This is a genomic window from Mesorhizobium sp. ORM8.1, from assembly GCF_053005525.2.
This window is the reverse complement of sequence record NZ_CM132600.1, coordinates 5,585,227-5,598,692: the sequence shown is the minus strand read 5'-3', so window position 1 is coordinate 5,598,692 and position 13,466 is coordinate 5,585,227. Positions and strand designations below refer to the sequence as shown.

The following is a 13,466-nucleotide window of genomic DNA, read 5'->3' as shown; positions in this document are numbered from 1 at the left end:
AGCATCATGGCCGCGCCACTCGACCTCAACCTGCTCAAAACCTTCGTCGCCGTCGTCGAAACCGGCAGCCTGTCCAATGCCGCGCCTCGCGTCGGCCGCAGCCAGTCGGCGGTCAGCATGCAGATACAAAGGCTCGAGGACATGGTCGGCACCCGGCTTCTGGTGCGCGGGCCGAGAACGGTTTCCCCCAATGCGGTCGGCGAGGACTTCCTCATCTACGCGCGCCGGCTGTTGAAATTGTCCGACGAAGCATGGGCGAGCGTCACCCGGCCGAAGGAAACAGGCAGCGTGCGTCTCGGCGTACCGGACGACTACGCCGCCTTTCTGCTGCCGCCTGTCCTGTCGCGCTTTGCCGAGGATCACCCGTTGGTGACGGTCGAACTGGTCTGCGAACAATCGACCGCGCTGGTAAAGAGCCTGGCCGACGGCAGGCTGGACCTGGCGATCGTCACGCGCCTGTCGGACCAGCCGCTCGACGTGATCCGGCTGGAACGTTTCGTCTGGGTCGCCTCGCCCAACCACGTCGCCTGGCAGGCCGATCCCTTGCCCGTCGCGCTGTTCGAGCCTGGCTGCGCGGCGCGGATGAACGTCCTGCGGGCGCTCGGCGACGCCGACCGGTCTTATCGGTGCACCTATTCCAGCGCCTCGCTGCTTGGCCTGGTCGCGGTGGTGCAGGCCGGGCTTGCAGTCGCCGGCCTGGCGCAGCGAAGCGTGCCGGCGTCGCTGCGCGTCATTGGGGCCAATGAGGGGCTTCCAGCCCTGCCAGATCTCGAAATCGGCATCTTGCGCAACACGCTGTCGACGACGCCGGCGGTCGATCGGCTCCATGATTTCCTGCGCCGCGATCTGGCACAGCAAGCCTGACTTGCATAGGTCCGATCTGCTGGGTCATTGTCGGCATGTAAGACAGGAGCAGCGTTTGTTAAGGCGTCCGTCCTAGTTTGCGTCATCTCGTTCCAGCCAGAACTCCCCGGGGTCAGCCATGCTTCGAGCTATTTCGTCCGCTGCCATCTTCCTCCTCGCCGGCGGCCTCGCCGCGCACGCCGATGGCGATGCGGCGCTCGGCAAGAAGGTCTTCAACCGCTGCATCGCCTGCCACGAGGCCGCGACCGATCGCGACAAGGTCGGCCCGCATCTGATGGGCGTCGTCGGACGCAAGGCCGGTTCGGCGGAAAGTTTCGCTAGCCATTATTCGCAAGCCATGAAGGATGCAGGCGCTGCCGGCCTCGTCTGGGACGAAGCGAACCTCGCCGAATATCTCAAGGCGCCCAGGCAGAAGGTTCCCGGCAACAAGATGGCCTTCGCCGGCCTGACCAACGACGACGACATCGCCAACGTCATCGCCTATCTCAAGGCCGATCCGAAGCCCTGACCGGCATCTGCAAGCCAGCCGCCGCCTGACATTTCGTCCAGCTGGCGATCGGCGGATTTTGCGAAGTGCGGCGAGAGGTTCTCTCAGGATACCTTGCCAAGCTTCATGCTTCGCAAAAACAACGGCTTAAGGCACATTTGCCGAAGCCGTTCAACGACAACACGCATTACTCGCGCTATGAGCATGCTTGCCTTGCCTTTCAAGAGTCCGGCCAATCCTTTTGTTTTGGCGCCGGCTCTTGTCTTCCTTCTTTCAATCCCTTGAAGCCCCACATATATTCGCCGCCACGACACGCAAATGCATGCCGAAGCGGGAGGCCCCAATGGCGACATTGCAGAATTTCGATGCCGAAATTGCCAAGACCAAGCAGGTCGTGCAGGACATGCGCACCAAGATCGAACAGTCCGGAACCGTGCTCGACACGCTCGCCACCGCAGACAAGAAGATCGGCGAAGCCAATTTCGACATCGAGAACGCCCGCATCGAGGACGTGCTCAGGCAGCAGAAGGTCATGGAAGGCAACATCGCCGACCTGATCATCGGGCTTGAGGACGCCACCAACGTCTTCGGCGCCGAGTTCGAGAGCATGAAGAACTATTCCGGTTGGGAGAATTTCGTCGGCATCTTTTCGGCGCAGCGCAAGCAGCGCATGCGTACGGACCGCGTGCGCAACATGTCGCTGGCCGGCAATCTGCAGGAGCTTTTGGCCAAATCCGACACCATCGTCGGCATCCTCAAGGCGCAGAAAGAGATCCTCGACCAGCGCTACAAGACCTCCGAGGCCAGCCTCGGGCAGGTAATCGAGCGCCGCAAGGTGACGATGGCCAATCTCGAGGCGGTGCAGAAGCGCATCGAGGAGCTCAACCCGATGCTGCTCGACATCGAGAACAAGATCGCCGCTTCGACGACCCAGAAGGAGCGCACCGAGCTCGAGGGCGAACGTTCCAAGATGGCGACCGAATACAATGAAAAGCAGGCCAAAGAGCAGGAGCTGCTTGCCGAAAGCCAGACGCTGGAGCGCTACACCTCGATGTTCCAGACCTTCGTCGATTCGCTCAACAACCAGATCGCCGCGCAGTCGACGCTGATCAACAAGCTGACCATCGACACCGAGCAGCGCATTGTGCTGTACAAGGCGCTCGAAGACTCGCTGAAGACCGCCGCCCAGCAGGACGTCGCCCACAAGATCAACACGCTGGGCAGCCAGGTCGACACCACCGCCGAGGAGACGATGGCCGGCATCGGCGCCGCCTCGCAGAAGCACATTGGCGACCTGCTCGAAATGCATGAGAAGAACATGGTGGCCAGCGCCGACATCCAGCGCCGCAAGAAGCTTGCCGACGACGCCTTCGCGCGGCGCTTCGACGAGGTTATGAAGAAGCACAATTCCGCCAATTACGTGCAATCGTAAGCGGCGCGGTGGCCTTCATCGCAACGGCAGCCTCATGACACCTGAGAACGACGCGGCGGCACGCTATTTCTCCGCCATCACGGCGGCGCTGAGCGGCCTGGAAGTGTTCATGCGCGACGACCGCTCGCCGCTCTACCGGCATGGCATCGTCGCCAAGATCGTCGCCGAATACATTGCCCGGCTGGACAAGTCCTTTGCCTGCTGGCGCAACCGGCTCGGCTTCATGGACACGTTCCGCATCTCGCGCGCCGACAGCGGCTATCCCGTCTTCCAGAACCTGCTCGAACTGGAAAACGACCGCCAGCAGGCCGACGCCCGGCTGGCCAACATCCCGCAGGCCGGCGAATTGCGCGAGGAGATGGCCGACTTCATCCTGCGCCACAAGGAATTCCCCGAGGCGCTGCAGAGGTCGATGGCCGAAAGGCTGTATCTGGAGGACGTCAAGAGCGAGACGACCTTCGGGCCCTTCACGCTGGCGCAGACGGCAAATGTCTCGGTCAATCCGAAGACCATGCGGCCCTATTATCTCGTCCATTGGGCATGTTTCGACGGCAGCGCCAACCTGCCGCTGGTCTACATGGTGACGCTCGAGGATTCGTCCGAAAGCATGGTGCGCCAGCTGGTCGACAGCAGCACCGGCAAGCTGAACGAGCGCGTCGATATTCCGTTGCCCGTGGACGGCTTGCTCAACCCCGAGCTTGCGCACCGCTTCGACGATTTCACCGAGAAGAATTCTGCCTATACGCTGTCGCCGGCGACCATTGCGGTCAATCTCGACAAGGATTTCGAGCCGTTGCACCCCAAGCAATTGCGCCGCGTCGTGCTCGGCCCCTTCTACTCGGCCGGCATCACCGACAACAATTCGACGGTGGCCGAGGTGCTGGCCAAGGTGCGCAAGCCGGAAAACGCCTGGCTGTTGACCTGGACCATCCAGGAGGTCTTTTCCAAGAGCGAGAAGCCCGGCCGCAAAGGCTTGTTCTCCAGCGAGAAGACGACGCAGGAATTCTTCATCAACACCGATGATCTCGAAGCCGCGCGCCAGGGCGTCTCGAGCTACGAGAACCATGCGCTGATCCCGCATGAGGCCTATCAGGCGCTCTATGCTGCCGGCGAAGCGCAGAAAATCTTTTCCGGCTACAAGGTCCACATCCTGTCCAACGGGCAGGTCATCAGCGACGTCTGATTTCAACCGCGGAGCATCCTTCATGGACACCGGGCTGACCACGATTTCGGAAGCGGCAATCGAAAAACACCGCACTATCGCGCAGAGCTTCATCACCCGTATCGTCGTGCTGGAAGACCCAGCGCGCGAGTCGGGCACCGCGCTCGCCGGCACCAACCGCCGCTTCGTCTCGACGGTTTCGGTCGGCTCAGTGCGCCGCACGCGCGAGGTCGAGTTGTCGAAGACGGTCGCCGCCATTCATCCCGACGACCAGTTGATGACCATCCCGCAGCACACGCTTTTGTTCCGTGCCCGCCGCGGCCTGGCGATAGCGCTTGCGATATCCGACGTTTTCGCCGAGGGCTCCGACCTTGAAAGCCTGCAGGCAAGGAATGCCCGCGCCCCGCTCGAAGGCGACGACGCGTCAACCTTCAAGAAGCTTCTGTCAGCATCGGCTTACGTTTCGGCCTTCAGCTTCGCATCCTACCTCTTCCAGCTGATCGACAGCGGTGGCGAGGCGCCGAACGACATCCCCGAACCGGATTTCCTGTTCGACACCCCGCAGGACGCGGTGAAGTCGATCGTCGCCGGCCTCGACAAGGCGATTGCTGGCGCCAAGGACGATACCGACCTGATGACCCGGGCGCGCGCCTTTGCACGCGTCGCCATCGATGGCCTGTTGGCCCGCAAGGGTCGCTTCGACGGCATCGGGCCGTTCGAGAACGCCCATATCCGCATCGATGTCGACGATTTCATCCTCGACGGCTTCGACGTCGCGCCGGGCAAGCGTTCCAAGCCACTGGTGATGACCTTCAAGACGCCGGAAGAGGTTGTCGGCAACCACATCGCCAAATACCAGTCGGTCAAATTGGCCAGGATGCTGATGGCCTATGATTTCGAGCGCGAGTTGAACCCGTTCGTCGAGCTCGGCGGCTTCCTGTTCACCTTCATCGGTGACGGCGCGCCGGGCACCGGCAAGACGACGCTGATCCAGATGATCGCCGGCCTGGTCAATGATTATTGCCAGGTCGCCGGCTATCCCTTTGCTTATGAGAATTTCGGCGTCGACCAGATCTCGTCCTATCAAGGCAAATCGGGCCAGAACTGCCGCCAGTTCATCAACAACGTGCTCAACCCGCGTGTCATCGGCTTCGGCACCATCGACGACATCGACCAGGTGGCGGCGCGCCGTTCCGACGACCGCGCCTCGGCCGGCCAGCAGGAAATCACCGGCGTCTTGATGGACGCCTTTGCCGGTGCCGCCACCGTGGTGCGCGGCAACTGCTCCTTCGGCATGTTTTCCAACTATCCTGAAAATGTCGACGATGCGCTGCGCCAGCGCGCCGGCGCGCGCTGGCTGGTCGACGGGCCGCAGACCCGCGACGACTATATCGACATTTTCGTTCTGCTCGCCGGCAAGAACCACAAGATCCCGCTTGGCGATCACAAGCTCTATGCCGCCCAGGAAATCCAGCGCGCCGTGACCGAGGCCTATGAGGAGCATGAAAAGCCGCAGGAGGACGGTCTGATGAAGGTCTACGAACGCTACATGAAGGAAAACGGCGCGCCTAAGAACATGGCGGACATCGGCACCTATCTGCACCTGATCAAGGACGCCGAGCCGCGCTTCACCGGCCGCGCCATCAAGAACGTCACCGACGCCATCAAGATGCGCGCCATGGACATCGAGTTGCCCGACGACTGGTTCGAGAAGCCGGAAGCCTTCATGCACAAGGGCTATGACGACAAGAAAGCGATGATCGAGGAACTGCGCGGCCCATTCTCGATGGACATGGTCATGCAGGAGATCAACCGCTACGCCGACAGCGAGTTCCGCTATTCCGACAAGTCCGATGACGCGGCCGTGGAGAAGCTGTTGCGCGATGCACGATTGCGCGAACGTGCGGCGCGCGAGATGGAGGAGATGAAGAAGAAGGGGCTTTGGTGATCTTTTCCTTCTCCCCGTTTACGGGGAGAAGGTGCCCGAAGGGCGGATGAGGGGTAACGCCATGCGTGGAAGAAATGAGCCAAAGGTTGTCAGAGCCCGTGAGCTGCGGAAGGTTGAAAACGATGCCGAGGAACGGCTTTGGCATGAGCTGCGTGGACGGCGATTGAATGGCTACAAGTTTGTTCGCCAACTACCGATCGGGCCCTATTTTGCAGACTTCGCCTGCCGTGAAGTCAATCTGGTTGTGGAGGTCGATGGCAGCCAGCATGCCAGTCGATCCCGCGATCGATACAGGGATGAAACTATGAACGCTAACGGCTGGTCGGTATTGAGGGTATGGCACGCAGACGTTTTGACCGTCCCAGCGAGTGTACTGGAGACGATTATTGCAGCCTTGGACGGTCGGCTGGATCGCAAGATGATTGGTGTCGATGCCAAATTTCTGCCAGTCGCAGGATCGGAGCAAGGATGATGAGCGTCGGCGCCGCCCCTCATCCGCCCTTCGGGCACCTTCTCCCCGTGAACGGGGAGAAGGATAAGTGAAGAAAAACCCGACCTCCTTCGCGACAACGACCTGATCTACGGCCGGCTGCTGACGGTCGACGAGCCGCATCTCATCCAGCGCTACAACAAGGCGCTTGCCGCGTTCGGCCTGCAGCCGACAAAGCTTGCGAGCTTCCAGATCGACCGTACCGGCTTCTCGCCCGAAGTAGCCGAGGAATGCGGCGACTACGACTATCTCGACCCCAACGAGGTCAACCGCCGTTTCATCATCCTGACGCCGTCTCAGATCGACCTGCCGGTGGTGCACACGGCCTTTTCCAACACCTCGCAACTGATGTTCGAGTTCATGTCCAAGAACCAGCGCGCCATCGATGCGCTGACCATCAAGGACGTCATCTACGGCGAGATCGAGGATTCCGTTCCCCTGGTCAACGACATCGAGGACCTTTTGTCGATCAGCCAGGTCGAGTTCAAGGTGCTGTCTGCCGAGGATGTGCTGGGCAAGGCCGCCGAACTCGGCAAGCTGGTCGACCGGCTGAAGCAGGAGCCCAACGCCTGGCGCGACAACGCCATGCTGCAGCGCATGGTTGACCTGGCGAAAGTCTGCGGCGACATCCGCGAGAACGCGCTGGTGCCCGACCAGGTGATCTTTCGCCACAACGCCTACTGGACCAGCCATTTCGGTGGCCTCTATGTCTTCGTCGACCCCGGCATGACGACGGTCATCAGCGACCCGACCGTACCCGGCTTCCGCCGCTCGCGGCCCTGGCAGGTGGGCTATCTGTCGATCAACGATGCCGACAAGGTTTTCAAGTTCCTGGCCAGCACCGGCCGCATCGAGCTGCCGCGCGCCTCCTGGATCGAATCCTCCGGCTACCTCGAGCATCGTGCCGAGATGGTGGTGCGCTGGCTTATCCGTGACGCCGAGCCCAACCGCAACCTGACCGATGTCGATAAGGTCTGGCTGCAGACCTGGATCCACGGCCACGCCGACCTGATCGCCAAGGACGGCAATTTTCCTTTCCTCAACGCTGCCAAGCGCGAGATCGCCCAGCTTGGCCATCTCAAGATCGAGGATGTGCCGCCAAGGCAGCGCTTTCTGGTCGTGCGCGCCAAGCCCGACCATCCCGATGCCTGGCTGACCAATCAGCTGATCTCGGACTTCGTGCCGCAGGATTTCGTTTCGCGCTACGTCTTCAACAAGCCCGGTTTCTACAAGGACTATGACGGCTTCAGCGACGCCTGGCGCTCACATGTTGTGGACGTTCTGAAAACCACATATTTGAAGGACAAGGCGGCGTTCCGCGCGCGCCTTTACGGCCTGACTGACTAGAACGAAGTGAACCATCATTTCGTCCTACCTATTGTTTCGGCGCATGATGTCATCCAAAAAGTCTGCAACTTTTTGGCATCATGCTGAGGGATGCCACAGCCATGCTCGACCCGATCGTGAACTTTTTCACCCAGATCTTCCAATGGATAGGCCGTGGTATCGGCTTCGTCATTGGTATCATCCTGTGGCCGTTCCTGTGGGTCGGCCGTTGGTACGGGCAGCGCGGCTGGATCCTCAAGGCCGTGGTCGGCCTGGCCATTGTCGTGCTGATCGGCCTCTATGCCAATTTCTTCTACGCCACGCAGTGGTGGAACAATTTCGACCCGAACTATCCCGACAAATACACCTTCGAAAAGCGCAACATCTCTGCCGGCGAGCAGGTCTCGGCCGGCGCCGGCACCGACACAGCCAAGACCTGCGGCAATTCCGGCATCGCCCAGGTGGCTGCCGACCTGACGGATTTCAACGTCAATCAGAACGCCTGGATCTCGTCGATGATCCTCTACAAGCTTGGCCTGTTCAGCATCGACTGGGACGACACGCCGTGGATGGACAACAAGGCCTCCTTCCAGCGCGGCATCAACCAGGCGGTGCGGCGCACCGCCACCGAGCTCGCCGACAATCTCGGACGCGTGCGCACCACCTCGCAGATCGATAGCGATCTGCAGGACGCGCGCGGCAATCTGCAGTTCGACGAATACACCTGGTATTTCGGCATCAACCCGTTCGGCCCGAAGACGCCGACACCGAGCTATTATCGTGACGCCGTGCGCAAGCTGCGCTCGTTCAACGCGCGCCTCGCCACCTGCCAGGCGACGTTCGACGCGCGCGCCGACAATCTGAAGCAATATATCGACCGCATCGCTTCGGACATCGGCTCGACCTCGGCGATCCTCAAGGAGCGTGCCGAAAACCACAACAATGGCTGGTTCGATTTCCGCGCCGACGACCGCTACTGGTTCGCCTATGGCCAGCTCTACGCCTATTACGGCCTGATGAAGGGCGCCCAGGCCGACTTCGAGGACGTCATCAAGGAAAAGCACCTGCAGAGCCTGTGGGATACGATGGACGCGCAGTTCGTCTCGGCCCTGAAGATCCAGCCCTTCATCATCGCCAATGGCCGCGAGGACGGCTGGCTGTTGCCGACACATCTGACAACCATGGGCTTCTACATCCTGCGCGTGCGCTCCAACATGGTCGAGATCAGCAATGTGCTGACCCAATAGGCCTGGCTTCCAGCCGCCAGCGCGATGGCGGATTTGCGCCCTCGCCCCTGTCGCTTTTCGCGCATTTGGCGGCTGTTTTGAGACGGCGGAGCGGCTTCCGCTCTGGCTTCTATACGCCGCGACAACCGGGCTCGAAACAGCCGACCGCAAGCAAGCTCGGTGGCAGGAACATTCTTTCTCCGCAGGAAACATAGTTGCATGAAAGTTGACGCCACGACAGCGACAAGGGTAGAACATGCCCTAGCGCCGGCACGGCGTCCCGAACATGCACAAGTGATCAAACCCTCCACCGTCCAATCCAGAGGAACGCCGTCATGGCCGAAGTAAAGTCCGACATCGAGATCGCGCGCGCCGCCAAGAAAAAACAGATCCAGGAGATCGGCCAGAAGATCGGCATCCCGACCGAACATCTGCTGCCCTATGGCCACGACAAGGCCAAGATTTCCGCCGAGTTCATCAAGTCGGTGAAGGGCAACAAGGACGGCAAGCTGATCCTGGTCACCGCCATCAACCCGACGCCGGCCGGCGAAGGCAAGACGACGACCACGGTCGGCCTGGGCGACGGCCTCAATCGCATCGGCAAGAAGGCGATCGTCTGCATCCGCGAAGCCTCGCTCGGCCCGAATTTCGGCGTCAAGGGCGGTGCCGCCGGCGGCGGCTACGCGCAGGTCGTGCCGATGGAGGACATGAACCTCCATTTCACCGGCGACTTCCACGCTATCACCACCGCGCACAATCTGCTTTCGGCGCTGATCGACAACCATATCTACTGGGGCAATGAGCTCGGCATCGACACCCGCCGCGTCGCCTGGCGCCGCGTCATGGACATGAACGACCGGGCGCTGCGCGAAATCATCTGCTCGCTCGGCGGCGTCGCTAACGGCTATCCGCGCGAGGCCGGCTTCGACATCACCGTCGCCTCGGAAGTGATGGCGATCCTGTGCCTGTCCACCGACCTCAAGGACCTGGAAAAGCGTCTCGGCGACATCATCGTCGCCTATCGCCGCGACAAGTCGCCGGTCTATGCCCGCGACCTCAAGGCCGATGGCGCCATGGCTGTGCTTTTGAAGGACGCCATGCAGCCGAACCTGGTGCAGACGCTGGAGAACAACCCGGCCTTCGTCCACGGCGGCCCGTTCGCCAACATCGCCCATGGCTGCAACTCGGTCGTCGCCACCACCACCGCGCTGAAGCTCGCCGACTATGTCGTCACCGAAGCCGGTTTCGGCGCCGACCTTGGCGCTGAAAAGTTCTTCGACATCAAGTGCCGCAAGGCGGGCCTGAAGCCGGCGGCAGCCGTCATCGTCGCCACCGTGCGCGCCATGAAGATGAATGGCGGCGTCAAGAAGGAAGACCTCGGCAAGGAAAACGTCGAGGCGGTCAAGAAGGGCTGCGCCAACCTCGGCCGCCACATCGAGAACATCCGCCAGTTCGGCGTGCCGGCGGTGGTTGCCATCAACCACTTCTATTCCGACACCGATGCCGAGATCCAGGCGATGAAGGACTATGTCGCCTCGATGGGCGAAGAGGCGATCCTGTGCAAGCACTGGGCCAAGGGCTCGGCCGGCATCGAGGATCTCGCCAACAAGGTGGTGGCGCTGGCCGAATCCGGCGCCTCGCAGTTCGCGCCGCTCTATCCCGATGACATGCCGCTGTTCGAGAAGATCAACACCATCGTCCAGCGCATCTATCGCGGTTCGGAGGCGATCGCCGACAAGTCGGTTCGCGACCAGCTCAAGGCCTGGGAAGAAGCGGGTTATGGCAAGTTGCCGGTCTGCATGGCCAAGACCCAGTATTCCTTCTCGACCGACCCGAACCTGCGCGGCGCGCCGACCGGCCACACCGTGCCGGTGCGCGAGGTCAGGCTGTCGGCCGGCGCCGGCTTCGTCGTCGTCATTTGCGGCGAGGTCATGACCATGCCCGGCCTGCCCAAGGCGCCGTCCTCGGAAAAGATCTTCCTGAACGAAGCCGGCCAGATCGAAGGGCTTTTCTAAGCCTCGTTCGCGCTGAAATGAAAAAGGGCGCCGCCTTGCTGCGGCGCCCTTTGTTTGCGCGAATTCCTCACGCCATCGTCGAGGTTCCGAACTTCTTGATGCCGGCGACCGACATCGAGACGAACTGGTCGAGGATGGTGAAGAAGATATCCAGGCTGAAACCGAACAGGAAGGCGAAGGTGAACAGGCTGAAGCCGATGCTGGTGACCTCGCCGCCGAGCTTGGTGCCGGGCGCCATGAACCAGGCGAGGATCATGCCGGCCAGCGCGCCGAGTGCGATGCGGTGGATGAGCCTGGCCAGCGGCGGATTGGGCAGCAACGGATTGAGGATCATGCGCATGTGGAACATGATGCCGCCGAGCGCGCCATAGAGTGCGGGCAATATCCACAGCGCATAGGGGCTGAGCACCTCGCCCAAATTCTTGGCTTGTAAGGTCAGCGTATAAATCGAGCTCGGCGTAATCGTGATGACGCCATCGCATTGCAGGCTCCGTGTTGCCTCGTCGAAATCTGCGTTCACATCATCCACCGGGACCTTCGTGCCAAGAGCGCTGATGGCCTGGGCACTGCCTTGGCTTTTATTGCTATCTTGACCTTGGCTGCAGTCGAAATCCGACTGCTTCAGCTGCGCGATGTTTTCGGCGCCGGCCTGGGGCTTCGCAAGCGCCGCCTGCTGGTCGCAGAACTGATCTATGGCCATCTGCCGAGGGCTGAGGGCAGCCGAAGCCGCATCGTCCGAAACCGGCGATTCGGAAAGCTTGCAATAACCCCATTGCATTCCCCAGATCGGGAACGGCGCCTCTTGTGTCATGAACCCTTGCGCGCGTCCCAACAGCGACGAGAAACGCTGGTCGAGCGAATGCAGGCTATCGACGGAGTTGTAATAGGCATCCTTCAGCAGCGTGAGGTCGGTCGTCGAAGCCTGCCGCGCCGAGGCGGAACTCAGTTGTTTCTTTGTCGCCCAGACCTGCCGGATCGATTGCCCGAACCGGGCGCTGAAATCATTGTTGTCGATCTCCTGCAACTCGGTGCTGATCGACACGCCTCTGTTGTAGACATAGGTGAGCTTGCCGATGATGATCATCATCGTCACCGACAGAGCGATGAGGAAATACGTCGCAAGCGCGGTCCGCCGTGACATGTCGCCCGGTGACCAGCCGGATCGCAGTGCAGCCAGGGTCGAGAACGGCACCGTGGCGGAACAGTCGTTCAGCACCGTCTGAAGCTTGACCACCTCGGGCTGGCTTGCCGTCACAGCGTTGAGCTTTTCCGCGTCGCCGATGGCCGCCAACAATGTGCTGTCCTTGAACACGCCGTAGCGGCCGTAACCGGCGACAAGCTTCGCATCAGAGAGCAGATCGGAAACAAGAGGATCGTTGGAAGCCGTCATCGCGCCCCTCCGACGGCTAACCCAGATAACCCGGCACGAAGCCGTACTGCGACGGACATCCGCAAGGGTAGCCGGGTGGCCCGGGCGGCTGCGCCCAGCACCAGAAGAATTGTGTGAAGCAGATCGTTCCGGGCGTATGCGGAGGAACCTGCGCGAAGGCGGGCCACGGCAACAGCGCGGCGCCGACGGCAACCACCGTAACAATCAAGGTTCGTGCAATGCGCGCTTTCAAATCAGCCCCCAGCCAATCGCGCTCAATCGTCAATCAAAGGCAGCATGACTCTTTAGAAGTGCCGGGTTCGCTTCTGTGAAATGGGTCACGCTCTTCTTGGATTATATTTCTGTATAAAAGCAATCGGCGCCGTATCGCTACGGCGCCTTGATTTATTCCGGTTCAGGCGGCGTCTCTGGTCAACGCCCGCTGGTTCGACGCATAAATCGTGTCGCGTTCCGGCAGGGCGCCGGTCTTCAGGCAGTCAATCCATTCAGCCGTCTTCAAGACCGCGGCAAAGCGCGACTGCAGCACGATGCTCACCACGCGATGGATGTCCTCGGCCGACGCGTAGCCGGCGCTGTTGGCATAGGGCACCGCGCCGGAGGCGTCGGAAAGGAACTCCACCGCAAATCCCATATGCACGGCGTGGATGATGGTCGACAGGTCGCAATTATGCGTCATGTAGCCGACGACCGCGAGCGTATCGATGCCGTTGGCACGCAGCCACTGTTCCAGGTCGGTGCCGGTGAAGGCCGAAGGCAGCTTCTTTTCGACATAGTGGTCGCGGGCGCGCCTGGCGATCTCGGGATGCAGTTCGCCGCCATGGCTGCCCTTGGCGAAGATCGGCGAGGTCTCGGGCGCCATCTGCTTCACGACGACGATCTTGATGCCGGCAGCCGCCGCCGCGTCCATGGCACGCGCCACGTTGACGACGCTCTCGTTGAACGGCGGATGCTGAATGGCGAGATTGCCGCCGTCATAGTCGTTCTGGACGTCGACGACGATAAGCGCGCGGCGTGGCTGATTGGCGGGTTCTGACATGGTTGGCTCCTCGGCTGTGTTGATGGGCACAGGTTAGGCTACCCGTCGGTTGCCAGAAAGTGGCCCGATTGACATCATTCGAAAGAATTG

General features: G+C 61.3%; 12 protein-coding genes. 10 read left to right on the top strand and 2 right to left on the bottom strand.

Annotated elements, in window-relative coordinates:
• The first annotated feature begins 6 nt into the window (after positions 1–6).
• The 9 genes from ACVDG8_RS28010 (at position 7) to ACVDG8_RS27970 (ending at position 10,950) form a co-directional block, all read left to right on the top strand.
• Entirely contained in the window at positions 7–864 is an 858-nt protein-coding gene (locus ACVDG8_RS28010) for a LysR substrate-binding domain-containing protein (RefSeq protein ID WP_447251334.1), read from the top strand.
• Between the two features lie 118 nt (positions 865–982).
• The gene (locus ACVDG8_RS28005; RefSeq protein WP_447251333.1) at positions 983–1,372 is read left to right on the top strand and encodes a c-type cytochrome; all 390 of its coding nucleotides are present in this window, start codon (positions 983–985) and stop codon (positions 1,370–1,372) included.
• 322 nt (positions 1,373–1,694) lie between these two features.
• Positions 1,695–2,783, top strand: a complete 1,089-nt coding sequence (locus ACVDG8_RS28000) for a hypothetical protein (protein WP_447251332.1) — start codon at positions 1,695–1,697, stop codon at positions 2,781–2,783.
• Positions 2,784–2,817: 34 nt separating this feature from the next.
• A complete protein-coding gene (locus ACVDG8_RS27995; protein WP_447251331.1) occupies positions 2,818–3,966 on the top strand; it encodes a hypothetical protein in 1,149 nt (382 codons plus the stop codon).
• Between the two features lie 22 nt (positions 3,967–3,988).
• Positions 3,989–5,893 carry an ATP-binding protein gene (locus ACVDG8_RS27990; protein WP_447251330.1) on the top strand — a complete coding sequence of 635 codons (1,905 nt, stop codon included), beginning with the start codon at positions 3,989–3,991 and terminating at the stop codon, positions 5,891–5,893.
• A gap of 61 nt (positions 5,894–5,954) precedes the next feature.
• Positions 5,955–6,365, top strand: a complete 411-nt coding sequence (locus ACVDG8_RS27985) for an endonuclease domain-containing protein (protein WP_447251329.1) — start codon at positions 5,955–5,957, stop codon at positions 6,363–6,365.
• Positions 6,366–6,428: 63 nt separating this feature from the next.
• A complete protein-coding gene (locus ACVDG8_RS27980) occupies positions 6,429–7,730 on the top strand; it encodes a DUF6638 family protein (protein WP_455707864.1) in 1,302 nt (433 codons plus the stop codon).
• A gap of 101 nt (positions 7,731–7,831) precedes the next feature.
• The gene (locus tag ACVDG8_RS27975) at positions 7,832–8,956 is read left to right on the top strand and encodes a DUF2333 family protein (RefSeq protein WP_447251327.1); all 1,125 of its coding nucleotides are present in this window, start codon (positions 7,832–7,834) and stop codon (positions 8,954–8,956) included.
• A gap of 314 nt (positions 8,957–9,270) precedes the next feature.
• Positions 9,271–10,950: a formate--tetrahydrofolate ligase gene (locus ACVDG8_RS27970; protein WP_447251326.1), complete on the top strand. Its 1,680-nt coding sequence runs from the start codon at positions 9,271–9,273 to the stop codon at positions 10,948–10,950.
• A 67-nt stretch (positions 10,951–11,017) separates the two neighbouring features.
• Here the strand turns inward: ACVDG8_RS27970 and ACVDG8_RS27965 are convergent, their stop codons facing one another.
• Positions 11,018–12,340, bottom strand: a complete 1,323-nt coding sequence (locus ACVDG8_RS27965) for a hypothetical protein (RefSeq protein ID WP_447251325.1) — start codon at positions 12,338–12,340, stop codon at positions 11,018–11,020.
• A 113-nt stretch (positions 12,341–12,453) separates the two neighbouring features.
• Between ACVDG8_RS27965 and ACVDG8_RS27960 the strand changes: the two genes are divergently transcribed.
• Entirely contained in the window at positions 12,454–12,651 is a 198-nt protein-coding gene (locus ACVDG8_RS27960) for a hypothetical protein (RefSeq protein ID WP_447251324.1), read from the top strand.
• 83 nt (positions 12,652–12,734) lie between these two features.
• Here ACVDG8_RS27960 and ACVDG8_RS27955 read toward each other — a convergent pair whose 3' ends face one another.
• Entirely contained in the window at positions 12,735–13,376 is a 642-nt protein-coding gene (locus ACVDG8_RS27955; protein WP_447251323.1) for a cysteine hydrolase family protein, read from the bottom strand.
• Positions 13,377–13,466: the final 90 nt, after the last annotated feature.

Excerpts from the sequence above, each read along its gene's own strand:
- ACVDG8_RS27965 (WP_447251325.1), bottom strand. The coding sequence starts at position 12,340 with ATGACGGCTTCCAACGATCCTCTTGTTTCCGATCTGCTCTCTGATGCG.
- ACVDG8_RS28005 (WP_447251333.1), top strand. The coding sequence starts at position 983 with ATGCTTCGAGCTATTTCGTCCGCTGCCATCTTCCTCCTCGCCGGCGGC.
- ACVDG8_RS27955 (WP_447251323.1), bottom strand. The coding sequence starts at position 13,376 with ATGTCAGAACCCGCCAATCAGCCACGCCGCGCGCTTATCGTCGTCGAC.
- ACVDG8_RS27995 (WP_447251331.1), top strand. The coding sequence starts at position 2,818 with ATGACACCTGAGAACGACGCGGCGGCACGCTATTTCTCCGCCATCACG.
- ACVDG8_RS27970 (WP_447251326.1), top strand. The coding sequence starts at position 9,271 with ATGGCCGAAGTAAAGTCCGACATCGAGATCGCGCGCGCCGCCAAGAAA.
- ACVDG8_RS27975 (WP_447251327.1), top strand. The coding sequence starts at position 7,832 with ATGCTCGACCCGATCGTGAACTTTTTCACCCAGATCTTCCAATGGATA.
- ACVDG8_RS27985 (WP_447251329.1), top strand. The coding sequence starts at position 5,955 with ATGCGTGGAAGAAATGAGCCAAAGGTTGTCAGAGCCCGTGAGCTGCGG.
- ACVDG8_RS28000 (WP_447251332.1), top strand. The coding sequence starts at position 1,695 with ATGGCGACATTGCAGAATTTCGATGCCGAAATTGCCAAGACCAAGCAG.
- ACVDG8_RS28010 (WP_447251334.1), top strand. The coding sequence starts at position 7 with ATGGCCGCGCCACTCGACCTCAACCTGCTCAAAACCTTCGTCGCCGTC.
- ACVDG8_RS27990 (WP_447251330.1), top strand. The coding sequence starts at position 3,989 with ATGGACACCGGGCTGACCACGATTTCGGAAGCGGCAATCGAAAAACAC.